The organism is Phycisphaeraceae bacterium (genome assembly GCA_019636555.1).
Classification (GTDB): domain Bacteria; phylum Planctomycetota; class Phycisphaerae; order Phycisphaerales; family UBA1924; genus JAFEBO01.
Map to the genome: position 1 here is coordinate 700,508 of JAHBXH010000001.1, position 14,821 is coordinate 715,328.

Genomic DNA, 14,821 nt, shown 5'->3' on the forward strand with positions numbered 1-14,821 from the left:
CTTTTTTCCTACATCACACCGGCAAAGGACTCTTCAGTTGGTCGCCGACCCGTCGCGCATCTCGACGAATGACCAACCTTCTCCGCGTGCGGAAACGGTCTTCCTGTCTGTGCAGCGCATCGAGCATCTGATCTGGGCGTTCATCACCCTCGGCGTGATCGTTCGCCTCGCTCGCTTCGGACTGCGTTTTCCACTATGGGAGGACGAAGCCTTTCTTGCGTACAACCTGTCGCGCCGCAGTTTCGCCCAGCTCCTTCAGCCCCTCGACTACATCCAGGTCGCCCCGATCGGCTACCTCTGGCTCCAGCGCGCGGTCATCGATCTTCTGGGCTTTTCCGAGTTCTCGCTCCGCGCCACCGCCCTGCTCGCCGGACTCGCCAGCTTGTTCCTGATGAAGCGCGTTGCGGCGCTCACGCTGCCACCGCTCGCTCAGCTCTTCGCCATCGCGATCTTCGCCGTCTCCTACCCGATGATCCGATACTCGGCCGAGGCCAAGCAGTACGGCCTCGATCTCTTCCTTGGACTCACCCTCGTCTGGCTGTTCCTTGAGATGCAGCGCCGCCCGGAGCGGGTGCGCTGGTCGATCGGCCTCATTTTCATCGCCGCGCTCGGTCCCTTTGTCTCGCACCCGATCGTCTTCATCGGGGGCGGCGTCAGCCTCGCGTGGGTCTGGCTTTTGCGTCAAGGCTCTGTCCGAAACATCCCGGCGTGGCTCCTCTTCAATGCCGCGCTCGTTGCCTCTTTCGCCGTGCATTTCTGGTTTGCGCTCCGCGCGGTCGGCCCCGCCAACGACGCGCTCATGCAGGAATTTTGGGGTCCCAATTTCCCCCCGCTCCGCGAGCCCCTGGGCCTCCCCCTCTGGCTCATCAAGACTCTGACCAGCGACCTGCTCGCCTTTCCCATCGGCGGCGGCCGAGGCGCCAGCACGCTCAGTTTTCTCCTCATCGCCGGCGGCATCGCGCTCTGGATCGCGCAGCGCCGCATCGCGTGGCTGCTCCTTGCGCTCGTGCCGCTCGCACTTCACCTCGCAGCCTCCGCGCTGCACAAGTTCCCGTTCGGTGGCCACGTCAAGTTCAGCATGTACTGGGCCCCGCTCGGGGTGATTCTCATGGGCGCCGCGGTCGCATACGTCTGGCAATGGAACGAGCGCCGCGCCCGCCGTCCCATTGCGCTCTGGGCCTGCCTCGTCGCAATTGCGCTCATAGGAGTCGGCAGCCTCGTGCGCGATTTCGTTCGCCCCGCAAAAACCACAAGCGATCTCCGCGCCCGTGATTTCGCCCGCTGGCTCTGGAACGACCTCCCCATTGACAGCGTCGTCGTCTGTGCGCACACCGACCTGCACAAGGACTTCACGATCGGCCTGCGCGAGCGACTCAACTGGTCGGCAAGTTTCTACTGCAACGCCCTCATCTATTCGCCCCGCCTCCGCGACGGGCTTCCCCCGGATTGGAGCCGTGTGTCGTCCGCGTGCCCGCTTCGCTGCGTCGTCTATCGCCCGGGCGGAATGCCGGAGGACGTCGAGGCCCAAGCCGCTTGGCTCCGCGAAATGGAACAGTCCTATTTGCTTGTAACGCGCGACCGCTTCCCCCTGCCCAGGTACTCCCAAAGCGGGCGCACGCTCATCTGCGTCGACAACGTCGAAATGTTTGTTTTCATTCCGCGCCCCTGACCCGGGCGTACTTCCTCTCCCGCATCCGCTAATCTTCTCCCCCATGGCCCTCGTCGCGCTGGCTTCCGTTCACAAGACCTATCCCAACGGCTTCAACGCCGTGAAGGACTTCAACCTCGAGATCAAAGACGGCGAGTTCGTCGTGTTTGTCGGCCCGTCGGGCTGCGGCAAGTCGACCACGCTGCGCATGGTCGCGGGTCTTGAGGATGTCACTTCCGGCACGATCTCCATCGGCGATCGCGTCGTCAACGACGTTCATCCGAAGGACCGCGACATCGCGATGGTCTTTCAGTCGTACGCGCTCTACCCGCACATGAGCGTCTACAAGAACATGGCCTTCGCGCTCAAGCTTCGGAAAGTCCCGAAGGCCGAGATCGACCGGCGCGTGCAAGGTGTTGCCAAGACTCTCGGTCTCACCGACATGCTCGATCGTAAGCCGCGCCAACTCTCCGGCGGCCAGCGCCAGCGCGTCGCGCTCGGCCGCGCCATCGTCCGCGAGCCCAAGGCCTTTCTCTTCGACGAACCGCTCTCCAATCTCGACGCGAAACTGCGCGTCACGACACGCGCCGAACTCAAAGCGCTGCATCAGCGCCTCAAGACGACAACCATTTATGTGACGCACGATCAGGAAGAAGCGATGACGCTCGGCGACCGCATCGTCGTCATGAGCAACGGCCTGATCCAGCAAGCCGGTCCTCCTCTCGATGTCTACCGCAATCCAAAGAATCGCTTCGTCGCCGCGTTTGTCGGCACGCCGCCCATGAACTTTCTCGAGGGCACGCTCGAGAAAAGAGGCGACGCCGTCGTCTTCATCGAAGGCGGCCCGGGCGGCGCGGGCCAATCCGCTCAACTCCCTTCACACCCCGCGCGTTCCGGAGCTCTCGCGCAGCACATCGGCAAGCCCATCGTCCTCGGCATCAGGCCCCAGATGTTCTCGCTCGATGGTCCGGGCGACGCGTCGCTCCGTGTGAGAGTCAACGTCGTCGAACCGCTCGGCGATACCGTCGATCTCTCCGTCGCAACCCAAAGAAGCCCGCACCTCGTCGCCCGCCTGCCCGCCCGCGGCAACGCTGTCCCCGCCGGCCAGGAAGTCACGCTCCACGTCGCGATGGACCTCGTTCACTACTTTGAACCCGGCGAGTTCGGCGCGAAGCTCATGCTCTGAAGCCTTGTTCCCTGGAAACAAGGGACGGGGAAGGGAGGGGATTTCTGTTCATGCATCCGACCTTCCAATCATGCATCCGCGTCGCACGCTTTGCCCTCCTCTTGTTTGCATCGAACTTCGCTCGCGCAGCGCCGCCCGCGCCCCGCGCCATCGCCTGGGTTCTCGAGATGCACGACGGCTTTGACCACGAGCAACAGGCGAGCGAACTCAAATCTCAACTCGCCGCGGCACGCGCGGGCGGAGCCAGAATCGTTTGCGTCGAATTCGCGGGCAACTCCTGGCGACTCGACGTCGCGCAGCAGATCGGCGATGTGCTTGCTACGAGCGAGCCGCCCGCGATCGCCTTCGTGAAAGCCGAATCCGGTCGGGCGCCGCTCGCGTTTCTGGTTGCCGGCTGCCGCGCTCCCGCGGGCTGCTTCGTGCAGACCGGGACGCTTTTCTTCTCCGAAGAGTCCGGCAACGCCCGCGAGCTCGCCGATGCGAAGGCGATCAAGGCCGCCGAATCGCAGTGGAAAAAGCTCGGAGGCAGCTCCGCGTTCGTCCCTTACGAAGTGCTCCGCGCCGCGATGCTCGATCCCTCGATCGGCTGCAGAATGATTCCGGCGCTTGGCGAAGGCGGCAAATTCGAAATGCGCGCCGGCGCGAGCCCGGGCGACGAAGAGAACGCGGTCGTGCTCAGCGAGCCCGGCGCAAAAGCCCTGAATCTTTCGGCACAGAATGCGATCGCGCTCGGTCTTTGCAGCGCCGAGGCGACCGATTCGCGCGACGCGATCGAAGTCGCGCTCCAGAAGACCGGCGGTGCCAAGCCCGAGATGCGTGAACGCCGCGCCGTCGGGCCTTCGCTCGCCTCGCTCCGCGATCTCGCCGATGCGTCACTCGATCGCGCCGAGCGCGAGATGGACCGCGCCGAACCCTTTCTCAAGGTGAAGCACGACAGCCAACAGATCGCGCCGAATCAGAAGCACGAGGCCGCTTCTCTCGCAAAGCCCGCGCTCGATGCCGCCGACGCCGCGGTCCGCGACGCCGAGGAAATCGTCCGTATCAATCCCGAAGTTCTCCGCATGCCAGGCCCCGGCCAATCAAACACAGGTCAAAGAGTCAGTCAGTTTCAGGCTCGCTGGCGATCAAAGATTCAGCAGGCAAAGGATCGATTGGAAAAGCTCCGCGCCAAGGCCGAAAAGCTCGCGGCCGCGTAGAACCGATCGACGTTTCCGAAAGGTGAAGGTGCTCCGTGCGCCCGAATCGAAGAGGCCGAAAGCCAAAGCCCGTTCACACCCGCCGCCATCCGGCGAGCGGAAAACAAAAGTCGGCGGCCTCTGAAAAGCAACTCGCGCCGCCGAGCGCGTCGATGGGCGTCCCGCTCATGATGGATCCGCGCGAGACCAAATTGCTCCGCGAGATGCTCTGGCACAACCTCGTGCGCGAAATGTTGAGCGCGCTCTGTCTCGAAACCGGGCACGCCGATGCTTCCGAAAAACCAAAGCTCCTCGACGGCCGGCTCACGCTCATCACGTTCCGGGGCGAGCGCATTCCCATCGGCGCCGTCCGGCCGCTCATCAACTTCGGAGTCGGTCGGACGCGCGAAGAAAAGCAGCTCTCGATGATGCTGCAGGGAACTGTCTTCCAGATCATCACGCCGGACGGCGACGTCTTCACGCTGCCGATCCACGAGATCCGCGGCCTGCACGCGCTCTCCGAGTCGATCATGCAGCAACTCCAGAGCGTCGCGGAGAAAGCCGAACAAGCAGAATCGGGCGCGCCCTTCGGCTTCGCCGCGTTCACCTCGCTCGCACAGGGTCTGCGCGACCGCCCAATCCAACGAGCGCCCGATGATCCGGGCGAATAGGTCGCGCGCGTTGATTCAGCGACGCGGATTGCGTGGCGTCCCGACCCGGACCGAGCGCGGCGGAATCGGCGGATGCGGAGAGCGCGGCTTCGCCGGTTCGACATTCACTTCGCGTTCTGTCTCGTGCGCGGCGGGCTCTTCCGGTTCGGGAGCTTCGCGCGATTCGGTTTCCGGCGCGGCCTCGCCTTCGGTCGCGCTCGGCTCACGTTCCGCGGAAGGCATCGGAGTCTTTTCGCCGTGTTCTCCCGGCCCTCTCACCAACTTCGCAAAGATCAGCCGACCCGCGGCGGTCTGCAGGTTGCTGGTGACCTGAAGATCGACACGCTCGCCGATCAGATGCGACGTTCCGTCGGCCACAACCATTGTTCCGTCGTCGAGATAGCCGACGCCCTGACCCGGCTGCTCGCCCTGCCGGACCAGCATGACCGAGAGCGGCTCGCCGGGCACGAGCGCGGGCTTGAGCGCATTGGCAAGTTCGTGGATGTTGATCACGTCGATGTGCTGGATCTCGGCGACGCGCGCCAGGCCCAGGTCGGTGGTGACAATGATGCCCGGCGACAGCCGCGCGAACTCGATCAGCATCTGATCGACCGCTTTGCCCGGTACGGGCAATTCGTCGATGCTCACGAGAATCTTTCCGAGTCGCTGCAGCCTGGTCACCATATCAAGACCGCGCCGGCCCTTTGTCCGGGTGAGGCGGTCGCTCGAATCCGCCAGCTTCTGAAGTTCGAGAACGACGAACCGCGGAATCACGACAGGAGACTGGACGAGCCCGGTCGCCGCCATGTCCACAAATCGCGCGTCGATCAGCGCAGACGAATCGAGGATCAGCGGTTTGGCGCCGCGGATCTGCTTCGCGAATTCGACGTACGGAATCACGAGCCGGAAATCGTCCTGCGTCTGCAGGATCGTCGTTACCGCGAGATAGGCAAGGCCGATCCCGAGCAGCACCTTCGCGGCGCTCGTGATGCGCCCGTCGATCTCGTAGAGTGTCGCGAGCAGATCGACGACCGAGCCGAGCGCCGCGGTCGCGAGCATCGCCGCGGCAAGCCCGAAGAACACCGCCATCACCGCGCCGATCTTCTTTTTGCGGGTGATCAGGTCCACGCTGCCGACGATCGCCGCGATCAGGAACGCGATGACCAGAATCACGATCGCGACCCGCGGCCATTCCTTCGGCACCGCCTGGTCCGGCCGGAAATACAGCACCGACAGCGTCGTCACCACCACGAACAGCGCGAAGAAAGAGAGCCGCGTCATCCGGATCAGCGATGCGCGGTACGACTCGGTCTGCTCGGCGGCGGACGGCACTCCGGACGGATTCTCTCGGGGCTCAGTCATGGAGACTCAGGATTCTACGGACAAGCCGGGCTTTGTGATGCCGCGCACTTGCGGTTCGTCGGCGTTCGGCGAGTGAAACGTGAGCGGGAAAGCACCCGGAACGCGCTAGAATCGGGCCGCTCCCTCCGATCGACGGCCGGGCCCGGTGCACGGATGGCCCGTGAACCTGGTCAGGGCTTGACCGCAGCAGCCATAAGCGGCCGTCGTCCGGTGCCGCCGGTGTCCTGGCCGTCGATCAGGGGGAGCGACAGCCTCAGGATTCAGATAGGGAGTGAGCGGGCTCGGATTGTGCGCAAATCCGCGGTCACCAGCGCCCCCGACAGAAGTTCCTTCTCGAATCGAGTTGCGATATCGTGGATCAGGAGGGCGATCGCTTGAGATCGCAATCCTTCAATTCGAATCCGTATGACCGACGGCGCTGTTTCTCCGCTCGTCGCCATGATTGCGTGGAAATCTCCGTCGAGTGTGACCACAACTCTGCTCTGCGAGCGCGCTGCAACGATGATCTGGGCGTCGGTCGCCTCAGACAATCCGATCTGAAGCACATGCACCGCATCGTGACCGCGCTCTGCAAGGACGGAGGCGGCGCCGTGCCCGAGCCCTTGATCCAGAAGGAGCTTCATGCAGACTCCGCCAGCGGGAGCGTGCGGTCGGCTAGATTCGCCGCCGCGTATGCAAGCGCCTGTCGGATGTCTTCCTCTTCGAGTTCGGGGAATTCGCGATGAAGCTCGGCGCGATCGGGGTACAACGCCACCGCCTCCACCACGCGCCGCACCGTCAGACGCTGCCCGCGGATGCAGGGTTGTCCATTTTGAATCGCGGGATTGACCGTGATGCGATCGAACTTCATGCCGGAATGATAGCGAAACCGCCAAGATTTCGGCGTCCATCATCGCCCTCCTTCCCCGTAGAATGACCCCCTATGGCCTACACCGTTCTCGCCCGCCGCTACCGCTCCGCCGACTTCGATGAAGTAGTCGGCCAGGAAGCGATCGCCAAAACTCTTCAGAACGCGATCAAGCTCAATCGCGTCGCGCACGCGTATCTCTTCTGCGGCACGCGCGGCGTCGGCAAGACCAGCATGGCGCGCATCTTCGCCAAGGCGCTCAACGGCGGCAAGGAGGAGATCGATGCCGCGATCATGTCGGGCAAGGACACCGACGTCATCGAGATCGACGCCGCCAGCAACAACAGCGTGGACAACGCGCGCGAGCTCATCGCGAACGCCGCGTACCGGCCGCTCCGCGGCAAGAAGAAGATCTACATCATCGACGAAGTGCACATGCTCTCGACCGCCGCGTTCAACGCGCTGCTCAAGACGATGGAAGAGCCGCCCGAGCACGTGATGTTCATTCTCGCGACGACCGATCCGCAGAAGGTTCCCGCAACAATCCAGAGCCGGTGCCAGCGCTTCGACTTCCGAAACATCCCGGCGACGGACATCTCCGGGCATCTCGCGGCGGTGCTGAAGCAGGAGGGTGTCTCGGCCGAGCCCGAGCTTGTGTTCCAGATCGCGCGCCTCGGCAACGGCTCGATGCGCGATGCGCTCAGCCTGCTCGATCGCCTGATCGCCAGCGGCGAGAAGAAGCTCACCGTCAAGACGCTCGAAGAACTGCTGGGCTTGCCCGCGCGCGAACTCGTCGGCGCGCTGCTCGATGCGTTCGTTTCCGGCACACCCGGCGCGGCGCTCGAAGCGGGTGACGCGCTCCTCAAGCGCGGCATCGCGATCGACCAGGTTTTCGAGAGTCTGCTCGAGCGATTCCGCGATCTGCTCGTGCTCGCCACCTGCGGCGGTTCGACCGAGCTTGTCGAACTCTCCGACGATGCACGCAAGAGCGAGACAGCGCGAAGCGCAAAGTACGATCCCGCGGCGCTTGTACACATGATCGCGATGGTCGAGAACCTGCAACGCAGCGCCAAGAACAGCGCCTGCCCGCGCGCACTCTTCGACGCGTGCCTCGTGCGCCTTGCGCTCACCGATCGGCTCGCGGATGCGACGAGCGTCCTGCGCGAAATGAAATCCGAGCCGCGCGGCGCGGCAACCGTGAGCACCCCCGCAAAAAAACGCTGACGCCGGTGGAGGCCGACAGGCCCGATCCACCGGCGCGAAGAACCGTTCCCGATGAACCTGTTCCGCGCGCGTCCGTTCCGTTTGCGCGAGAGGAATCGATGCGCGTGGTCGAGAAGCCGGAGAGCATGCCGCCTCGCCACTCGCCGAGCAACGCGTGCGATTGGGCGAGCGTGCAGGCCGCGGCGGCGGAATCGCGGCGCCAGGTGAAGATGGTGATCGAGGAAGCGTCGCTTGTCGAGTTCAAAGACGGGTGCGTGAATCTGAAGGTCGCGCCGGATCTGATGACCGCGGCATCTGGCGTGCAGGAAGACATCCGCCAGTTGATCGCGCGCGCGTGGGGGCGCGCGGTCCGATTGGAATTCGCGCAGCACGCGGCGCCCGGCTCGGTCGCGCCGAGCAGCGAGAGCGCGCGGAACGGGGTGCTGCCTACCGACCAAGGCGCGAGCGCGCAGGTTCCTTCATTGACCGTCGCGAATGCGACGGAGAATCCGCTGATTGCCAAGGCCATTGAGCTGTTTGGTGCGAAAGTAGTCGGTGTGTATCCAAGGCAGAAATGATCGGCCCCGGATGCGGGCGCCGCGAACAAGGAGATGCAGATGTTGGATCAGTTGAAAGCGATGGGGGCGGTCGCGAGTCTCCTGAAGAACCGCGAGAAACTCCAGGCCTCCATTCAACAGGTGAAGGAGGAAATGGGCAAGACCGAGGTGATCGGCAAGTCGTCGAACGGCGCGGTGGTGGCGAAAGTGAGCGGGCAACTGAAAGTGATCTCGGTTGAGATCAGCGCGCCGCTCGTGAACGGCATGGCCGCGGAACCCAAGACGCGCGAGGCCGCATCGAAGTTGATCGCCGACGCGGTCAACGACGCAATGACGCAGGCGCAGGAAAAGCTGCACGCGGCGGTGCAGAAGCGCACGCAGGAACTGGGCATCCCCGATCTGCCGGGTCTCGGCAACCTGCTCGGATGAATGGTGCGACGCGAAACGACGGAAGCAGATTGGGTATTCTCACGCCATGAAATGTCTCATTGCAGCCGGTCTTGGTTCGCTCTCGCTCCTGCTCGGATCGTGCGACTACGAGCGGCTCCCCGAAAAATTCGAACTGGTGCAGGGTCCGCCCGAGCCCGGTCTCACCGTGATGTACGCCGAGGCGATGCGTGATCCCGCGAACGCGAAGTTTCCGCCGGTGACGGTTCGCCTGATGGGCGTGCAATCCTCGTCTCTGCCGGGCGGGAAGTTTGACTTCGGCGCGGCGATCGACAGCGCCGAGAAGCCGAACGGTCCGCTGGTTCAGGATGTTTCGCTCAACCAGAGGATGCGGATCTTCAAGATCGCGCCGAGCGATCCGATGTTCGAGAGTCCGTACGTGTTTGCCGCGGCGTCGCTCGCGTGGGCCGCGCCGGAGCCGCCGCCGGAAAACTATGTGGAGCGGATCGGCGTCTTTGACGAGAAGGGGAACGAGATTTCACCGTATGTCGCGCTGCCGCCCGTGCCGAACAACGTGGTGAAGCAGGATCGGCGTGCCGCGCTGATCAAGAGCGCATCGGTGAAGACCGCAGGGGTGATTCTCGAAGTGGACCGCGAGGGGATCAAGATCGTGCCGGCCGGGTTGCGGGTCCGGGAAGCACGGGCCGTTCCGCCTCCGGAGTCGAACTAAGCCTGATTTGCAACCCGAGGCCGGATCGCGGACAATGGGGAGATGCCGACGTTTGGGTCGTATGAAGCTCGCCGCGAACTGGCGGGCGCAGGTTTCTGCGCCCGCTGGGAGGCGTCATTGTCGGCGGAGTCGTCGGTTCCTGGGATGGGAGCGGGTGGGGGCGCGAAGCCATTCGGGGACCGGTTTGTGGCGACGGCGGTCGGGCCGACGGTCGTGGTGCCTTGGCTGCCGCGGGCGGGGCTGGATGAGGAAGCGCGCCGGCTGGTCGGCGCGGCACGCGATCAGGCGCAGCTCGTGGGCGCGGGCGCGAAGCGCTGGTCGATCGTTGCTGATTTCGGATTGATGGACGACGGGCGCGGCGCGTTCGTGGTTCGGCCGTCGATGGCGTGGACGGTCGAGCGACTGGTGCTCGCGCAGTATGTGTTCACTTCGGTCGAACTGCGCGGGATCATTCTCGGAGTTGTTGATGGGCTGCTCGAACTCGAGCGCAACTCGGCGCGGCAGTGGGGGAATCTCAACAGTTCGACGGTGATGCTCTCGGTCGGGCCGGGGGATTCGAAGCTGGGTGACGGGACGGGCGTCGTTCTCACCGAGCTCGAATCGCGAGAGCGGCTCGGAACGGATGCGCAGGTCGCTGATTTACGGGCGCTCGGTCGGCTGATTTATGAAATGGTGCTGAGCAAACGCCCGCCTCTGAAGGCGGCGTCGGGCTGGACGGCGACCTGGTCCGAGGGCTGGGAAGTCGTCGGCGACGGGCGCTGGTGGTTCGAACTTGCGAACCGGCTGATGTCGGCGGGGACGGCGCTCGGAGCGGGCGGAAATCCGCCGACGCTGGCGCAGGTGCGTCAGGACATTCTCGAGCACCGCGCGCACAAGCCGGTCAACAAGCGGCAGCTGTACATCGCAGGCGGGATCGCGGCGCTGGTGCTGCTCGCGGGCGGAGCGTACTTTGCGCTGCACACGCCGGCGCGCGAACCGATCGTTTTGACTGCCGATCAACTCGACGAAAAGGCGCGGCTGAGCCGATGGCAGGGCCTGGTCGAGCGCTGGCGGCTGTGGTTTGGTGATCTGTACGCGTCGCGCGCACAGATTTCGAAGGCGGCGGAATCGAAGCCCGCGGGCAGCACGATCCGCGCGATCGGCGCGGCGCTGGACGACCCGGCGCTCAAGGACCCGCGCGTGATCTCGGGCGTCGGCGCGAGCGCGAGCCTGCTCGATCTGTTCGATCACCCTGGCGACTCGATCGAGGGCGACAAGATCGTGGCGGCGGCGAACAGTCTCGAGAAGATCGAAGAGGTGCGAAGGCTGCTTCTCGAGTGGCCGGAACTCGCGCGGCTGCGCGATCTTGCGGATCAATGGGAAAAGCGAGGCTGGAGCGCGGCGACCGGGCCGCTGCGCAGCGCGGCGGAGGGTGTTTCATCCTCGATTCCAACGGTCATCATCAAGGAAAACGATGCCGCCGGGCCCGATTCGTCGGCGGTTCGATCGGGAGCGATCGTGCCCGCGGTGCTCGCGGCACAGGAAGCGCTGACGGCATCGGAAGAGATCGAGTCGGCGTGGGATGCGCTGACCAAGGCTTCGGAAGCGGCATCGGGCGCCGGCGAGAAGGATGCGCTGCGAGATCCGGTTCTTTCGCGGCTGAAAGAAGTGGCGGCGCACGAAGCGGAAGATGCGTTGAAATCTTCCGGCGAGGGCATGCCGGCAATAGGGGCGATCCGTGATCGTCTGTCGGCGCTCAACAAGTCGGTGGAGAGCGCGCTCGCGTACACGAACGGAAGCGTCGATGGGTGGGATCGGCGGGGGTTCCTGGAATCGGAGAAGCTGAAGCAGATCGCGGCGGGTGCGGCGAGCGCGGAGCTGATGAGCCAGTGGCTCGCGCTCGCGCGGGATCCGCAGTTTGCAAGGGTGGATGCGCCCGATCCGCGCGAGCCGGCGCTGGCGAAGTTCAAGGAAACCGGCGAGCAGCTCAAGGCGGATGGCCAGCGGCTTTCGGACATGGCAAAGGGAGGGCGCGAACTGACGTTGCTACCCGAGGAGTTTGATGCGCGATTTGCCTCGGTTTCGGCGGATGCGAAGCTGCTGGCGGAGACCGCGTGGAGCAACCGGAATCGCACGAGCGTTGAAACATTGTCGGAAAAGCTGGTGCGGAGTGTCGATGCGCTCGAGCGCGACACGAAGGATGCGCTGACAACGGGGATGCTGCCGTTGTCCGAGGCGCTCGCGACGCAGGATCGGAACATGTTCGCGAGCGGGGCGCTGCGAACCGAGTGGAACCGCACGCTCGACAGCGCGGGAACAAACTCGAGCAAGCGCGACGCGTTCAACAAGGTGAGAAAGCGGCGCGATCAGTTGCTCGCGCTCGATCGGGCGATCCCCGAGCGGGCGATGGTCGCGTTCCCGCCGGCGCTCGAGTTCAATGTCGCGGCGTGGCACCGGGCGTACACCGCCGCACGCGAGGCGCATTTGAGTGAGGCGCTGCGGTCGGAGCCGCCGGATAGCGTGGGCGCTTCGAAGCAGTGGAAGACTTGGCTGGCGCAGGCGCGGGAGTATTTCGAGCTGGCGGCGAAGATCGACAGCGCGCTCAAGAGGGGCGAGGAGCTTTCGGGTTCGTTCGCGGGCGCATCGCTTCCGGACGAAGTGCGGCGATTGAACGCGATACCGAGCGCGCCGGAACTGGCGGCGGTCGTGCCGTCGGTCAGCGGCGCGATCGCGGAGATCCGGACGCTGTCGGAAACGACGGATTCGGCGAAGCTGGCGGGTGCGATCCGAAATGCCGAGAGCGCGGATGCGCCGGAAGCGCTCGCGGCGTGGGCGCGGCTGGCGGAACTGGGCTGGCCGAAGTCGGCTGCGGAGTTCGCGGTCGCAAAGGACTTTGCTTCGTCGAAGATTCCCGGGTTGATCGACAAGGGGATCGACGCTTCGACACGGGAAGCGGTTCGCGAACGAGCGGCGGCGCGTGCACGCGGCATCTGGCTCGGCTTTTTCAATTCGCGGAAGGCTTCGGATCGTGCTGGGATCGACGCGGCGATGACGAGCGCGGGGTTGTTTGGTGTGACGCCGTCGGGTGAGAGCGATCTCTCGAAGCCGGCGCGCTACAACGCGCTTTTGTGGAGTCTTGGGCAGGAGGCGGAGAACTTTTCGCGCGAGCAAACCGAGCGCGGAGTCGGTGCTTCGGCGCCGGCCGAAGCGCTCGCGGCGCAGACAGCGGTCGCGCGCGATCTGCTCGCGAAGTTCCGCGCGGGCGCTTCGGAATTGGGGCTGGCGGAGACGGGTGCGGCATCGAAGCTGATCGGCGCGCTGTCGGTGATCGCGGATCGGGAAGCGCGCCCGGCGTTTGATCCCCTCAAGAGCGGTCCGGCGGCGCTGCGGAGCACGACGGGCCAGCCGCTCTGGAAGGGTGAAAAAGTCGGGAACACGATCGTGTACACGCTCGATCTGCCGCCCGGAAGACTCGCGCCGGGGCAGCCGGTCCCAAAGCTGGTTTTCATGCCGGTCGAGATCCGAGGCGAGGGCGGCCCGATCGCGACGTATGTGGGCACGCACGAGGTGTCGGTGGGAACGCTGATCGGCGCGTTCGAGGCGCAGCGGGCGCGCCAGAGCTGGGATCAGCTGCAGACGACGCTTCGACACTGGGACTTCGACAAGGACGATCCGCGACCGGGACCCGCAACGTGGAGCTGGGATCTGCGGCGGGCGAAGGTGATCCTGAGCGATCGTTCGAAGGAGTCGGTCGCGTGGAAAGATCAGACCGGATGGCTGCGTGGTCACCCGAACATGCAGGGCAAGTCGTACTACGCGCCGGAACTGGGCGAGATCGCGCCGCCGAATTACGACAGCCCGATGGACTGGGTCTCGCCGGATGCGGCGCTGCTGGCGGCTCGCGAGATGGGTGCGCGGCTGCCGACGGTGAACGAGTGGAAGGCGGCGGTCGAGCGCGCCGGCGGGCAGAAGTCTGCCGCGGCGGGGCAGAACCGGCGCGACAAGACGTGGCTGCTTCAATTCCGGTACATCGAGAAGCTCGACGTGATCGGGAAGGAGTGGCCGCACGCGGGAATCTTCTGGCCGAAGAACCTCACGCCGGTCTGGCCTCAAGCCGACGGGAAATTGCTGTACGTCAACGCGAGCGATGACTCTGCGCTCGACATCAACGACGGGTATTTGTGGTTCGCGCCCTCGGCACGCGACAGCGAAGGCTGGTCGAATCTCGTGGGGAATGTCAGCGAGATCGTGCTCGACGGCGAACCGGAAGACATGGCGGGAGTTGAACCTGCCGCCGAGGCGATCAAGCCGCTCGTCGAGAAGTTCGCGGACAAGTGGCGGGTGATCGGTGGGTCGGCGCTCTCGTGCATCACGCTGCGCGACAACACGCCTTATGACGCGTTCGAGCCGTACGAGTACAAGAGCTTGCGCGAAGCGCGGATGGGGTATTCGGATGTTGGATTCCGACTCGCATTTTCGGAGGGCGGCACGGGCCGGCCGACCGAGACGCCGGCGGTGTTGCTGGCAAAGGCGTTTGCGGGGGGAGCTTATCTGGATGGGGAGTGAGGGGATGGCGGATTGTCTATGCGCGCGACGTGGCCGCGGTGCGAAGATAAGTGAGCGCGTGGATAGGTGGGTAAGCGCCGAAGGTCCGAATTGAGAAGGCGCGACGCTTACTCGTCGGCGCTGGCGATCACAGGGCGCGCGGCGGCTTGGCGCTCGGCGAGACGATTGCGTTCACGGGCGTCGGCGCGGGCGAGTTCGATGTTGCGGGCGTAGACCGCCATGCCGAGGCGATCACCGGCGGCCATGGACATGATGCCGGGGTTGACCGGCTTGAGGCCGATGTCGGCGGTGGCGTCTCGCGCGGCGAGCGAGCCGACGGGGATCGGCGCCTGGGCGGTCTGCGTGCTGGAGCAACCAGTCAGCAGAGCGAGTGAGGCCAGGATCCCGGCTGCCTTGAGAGCAGCGTTCGACCCCAAAAAAGAAAAACGACGGCTGTAGACCGTCTGCATCTCCCCGCTCCCGCCCTCGGAGGGCTATGTGCCCGGATGAACCGAGCGAAGTCCTTTTCCACGCGCCCCGATGGGCTCGATG

General features: G+C 64.9%; 13 protein-coding genes and 1 other RNA gene. 10 read left to right on the plus strand and 4 right to left on the minus strand.

Features of this window, described 5'->3' with window-relative positions; genetic code table 11:
* Positions 1-37: 37 nt before the first annotated feature.
* The 4 genes from KF691_02940 (at position 38) to KF691_02955 (ending at position 4,680) form a co-directional block, all read left to right on the plus strand.
* Positions 38-1,669: a glycosyltransferase family 39 protein gene (locus KF691_02940; protein ID MBX3388394.1), complete on the plus strand. Its 1,632-nt coding sequence runs from the start codon at positions 38-40 to the stop codon at positions 1,667-1,669.
* A gap of 43 nt (positions 1,670-1,712) precedes the next feature.
* Positions 1,713-2,834 carry a sn-glycerol-3-phosphate ABC transporter ATP-binding protein UgpC gene (gene ugpC / locus KF691_02945; GenBank protein MBX3388395.1) on the plus strand — a complete coding sequence of 374 codons (1,122 nt, stop codon included), beginning with the start codon at positions 1,713-1,715 and terminating at the stop codon, positions 2,832-2,834.
* A 50-nt stretch (positions 2,835-2,884) separates the two neighbouring features.
* Entirely contained in the window at positions 2,885-4,030 is a 1,146-nt protein-coding gene (locus KF691_02950; GenBank protein MBX3388396.1) for a hypothetical protein, read from the plus strand.
* A gap of 152 nt (positions 4,031-4,182) precedes the next feature.
* Complete coding sequence (locus KF691_02955) at positions 4,183-4,680, plus strand: hypothetical protein (protein ID MBX3388397.1); 498 nt, start codon at positions 4,183-4,185, stop codon at positions 4,678-4,680.
* Positions 4,681-4,695: 15 nt separating this feature from the next.
* Here KF691_02955 and KF691_02960 read toward each other — a convergent pair whose 3' ends face one another.
* The gene (locus KF691_02960; protein ID MBX3388398.1) at positions 4,696-6,021 is read right to left on the minus strand and encodes a hypothetical protein; all 1,326 of its coding nucleotides are present in this window, start codon (positions 6,019-6,021) and stop codon (positions 4,696-4,698) included.
* Positions 6,022-6,155: 134 nt separating this feature from the next.
* On the opposite strand from KF691_02960, the gene ffs reads away from it, so the two are divergent.
* Positions 6,156-6,254, plus strand: an RNA gene (ffs, locus tag KF691_02965) — signal recognition particle sRNA small type.
* A 27-nt stretch (positions 6,255-6,281) separates the two neighbouring features.
* Here ffs and KF691_02970 read toward each other — a convergent pair.
* Both KF691_02970 and KF691_02975 read right to left on the minus strand, forming a co-directional pair.
* Entirely contained in the window at positions 6,282-6,644 is a 363-nt protein-coding gene (locus tag KF691_02970; protein MBX3388399.1) for a DUF5615 family PIN-like protein, read from the minus strand.
* Positions 6,641-6,871, minus strand: a complete 231-nt coding sequence (locus tag KF691_02975) for a DUF433 domain-containing protein (GenBank protein ID MBX3388400.1) — start codon at positions 6,869-6,871, stop codon at positions 6,641-6,643. The genes KF691_02970 and KF691_02975 overlap by 4 nt, the downstream gene beginning before the upstream one ends.
* A 72-nt stretch (positions 6,872-6,943) precedes the next feature.
* Between KF691_02975 and dnaX the strand changes: the two genes are divergently transcribed.
* The 5 genes from dnaX to KF691_03000 all read left to right on the plus strand — a co-directional run bounded on the left by dnaX (position 6,944) and on the right by KF691_03000 (position 14,290).
* Positions 6,944-8,092, plus strand: coding sequence for a DNA polymerase III subunit gamma/tau (gene dnaX, locus KF691_02980; GenBank protein MBX3388401.1), 1,149 nt, complete (start codon positions 6,944-6,946; stop codon positions 8,090-8,092).
* 98 nt (positions 8,093-8,190) lie between these two features.
* Positions 8,191-8,649, plus strand: coding sequence for a hypothetical protein (locus KF691_02985; protein MBX3388402.1), 459 nt, complete (start codon positions 8,191-8,193; stop codon positions 8,647-8,649).
* A 39-nt stretch (positions 8,650-8,688) separates the two neighbouring features.
* Positions 8,689-9,057, plus strand: coding sequence for a YbaB/EbfC family nucleoid-associated protein (locus tag KF691_02990; GenBank protein ID MBX3388403.1), 369 nt, complete (start codon positions 8,689-8,691; stop codon positions 9,055-9,057).
* A gap of 46 nt (positions 9,058-9,103) precedes the next feature.
* A complete protein-coding gene (locus KF691_02995) occupies positions 9,104-9,745 on the plus strand; it encodes a hypothetical protein (protein MBX3388404.1) in 642 nt (213 codons plus the stop codon).
* Between the two features lie 42 nt (positions 9,746-9,787).
* Complete coding sequence (locus tag KF691_03000) at positions 9,788-14,290, plus strand: hypothetical protein (protein ID MBX3388405.1); 4,503 nt, start codon at positions 9,788-9,790, stop codon at positions 14,288-14,290.
* A 107-nt stretch (positions 14,291-14,397) separates the two neighbouring features.
* On the opposite strand, the gene KF691_03005 is transcribed toward KF691_03000, so the two are convergent.
* On the minus strand, positions 14,398-14,739 hold the full coding sequence (locus KF691_03005) for a hypothetical protein (protein ID MBX3388406.1): 342 nt from the start codon (positions 14,737-14,739) through the stop codon (positions 14,398-14,400).
* Between the last annotated feature and the right edge of the window lie 82 nt (positions 14,740-14,821).

What these genes read in the sequence shown, in the direction of transcription:
- KF691_02985 (MBX3388402.1), top strand. Translation starts at nt 8,191, where the DNA reads ATGCGCGTGGTCGAGAAGCCGGAGAGCATGCCGCCTCGCCACTCGCCG.
- KF691_02950 (MBX3388396.1), top strand. Translation starts at nt 2,885, where the DNA reads ATGCATCCGACCTTCCAATCATGCATCCGCGTCGCACGCTTTGCCCTC.
- dnaX (MBX3388401.1), top strand. Translation starts at nt 6,944, where the DNA reads ATGGCCTACACCGTTCTCGCCCGCCGCTACCGCTCCGCCGACTTCGAT.
- ugpC (MBX3388395.1), top strand. Translation starts at nt 1,713, where the DNA reads ATGGCCCTCGTCGCGCTGGCTTCCGTTCACAAGACCTATCCCAACGGC.
- KF691_02970 (MBX3388399.1), bottom strand. Translation starts at nt 6,644, where the DNA reads ATGAAGCTCCTTCTGGATCAAGGGCTCGGGCACGGCGCCGCCTCCGTC.
- KF691_02995 (MBX3388404.1), top strand. Translation starts at nt 9,104, where the DNA reads ATGAAATGTCTCATTGCAGCCGGTCTTGGTTCGCTCTCGCTCCTGCTC.
- KF691_02960 (MBX3388398.1), bottom strand. Translation starts at nt 6,021, where the DNA reads ATGACTGAGCCCCGAGAGAATCCGTCCGGAGTGCCGTCCGCCGCCGAG.
- KF691_02975 (MBX3388400.1), bottom strand. Translation starts at nt 6,871, where the DNA reads ATGAAGTTCGATCGCATCACGGTCAATCCCGCGATTCAAAATGGACAA.
- KF691_03000 (MBX3388405.1), top strand. Translation starts at nt 9,788, where the DNA reads ATGCCGACGTTTGGGTCGTATGAAGCTCGCCGCGAACTGGCGGGCGCA.
- KF691_02990 (MBX3388403.1), top strand. Translation starts at nt 8,689, where the DNA reads ATGTTGGATCAGTTGAAAGCGATGGGGGCGGTCGCGAGTCTCCTGAAG.
- KF691_02955 (MBX3388397.1), top strand. Translation starts at nt 4,183, where the DNA reads ATGGGCGTCCCGCTCATGATGGATCCGCGCGAGACCAAATTGCTCCGC.
- KF691_03005 (MBX3388406.1), bottom strand. Translation starts at nt 14,739, where the DNA reads ATGCAGACGGTCTACAGCCGTCGTTTTTCTTTTTTGGGGTCGAACGCT.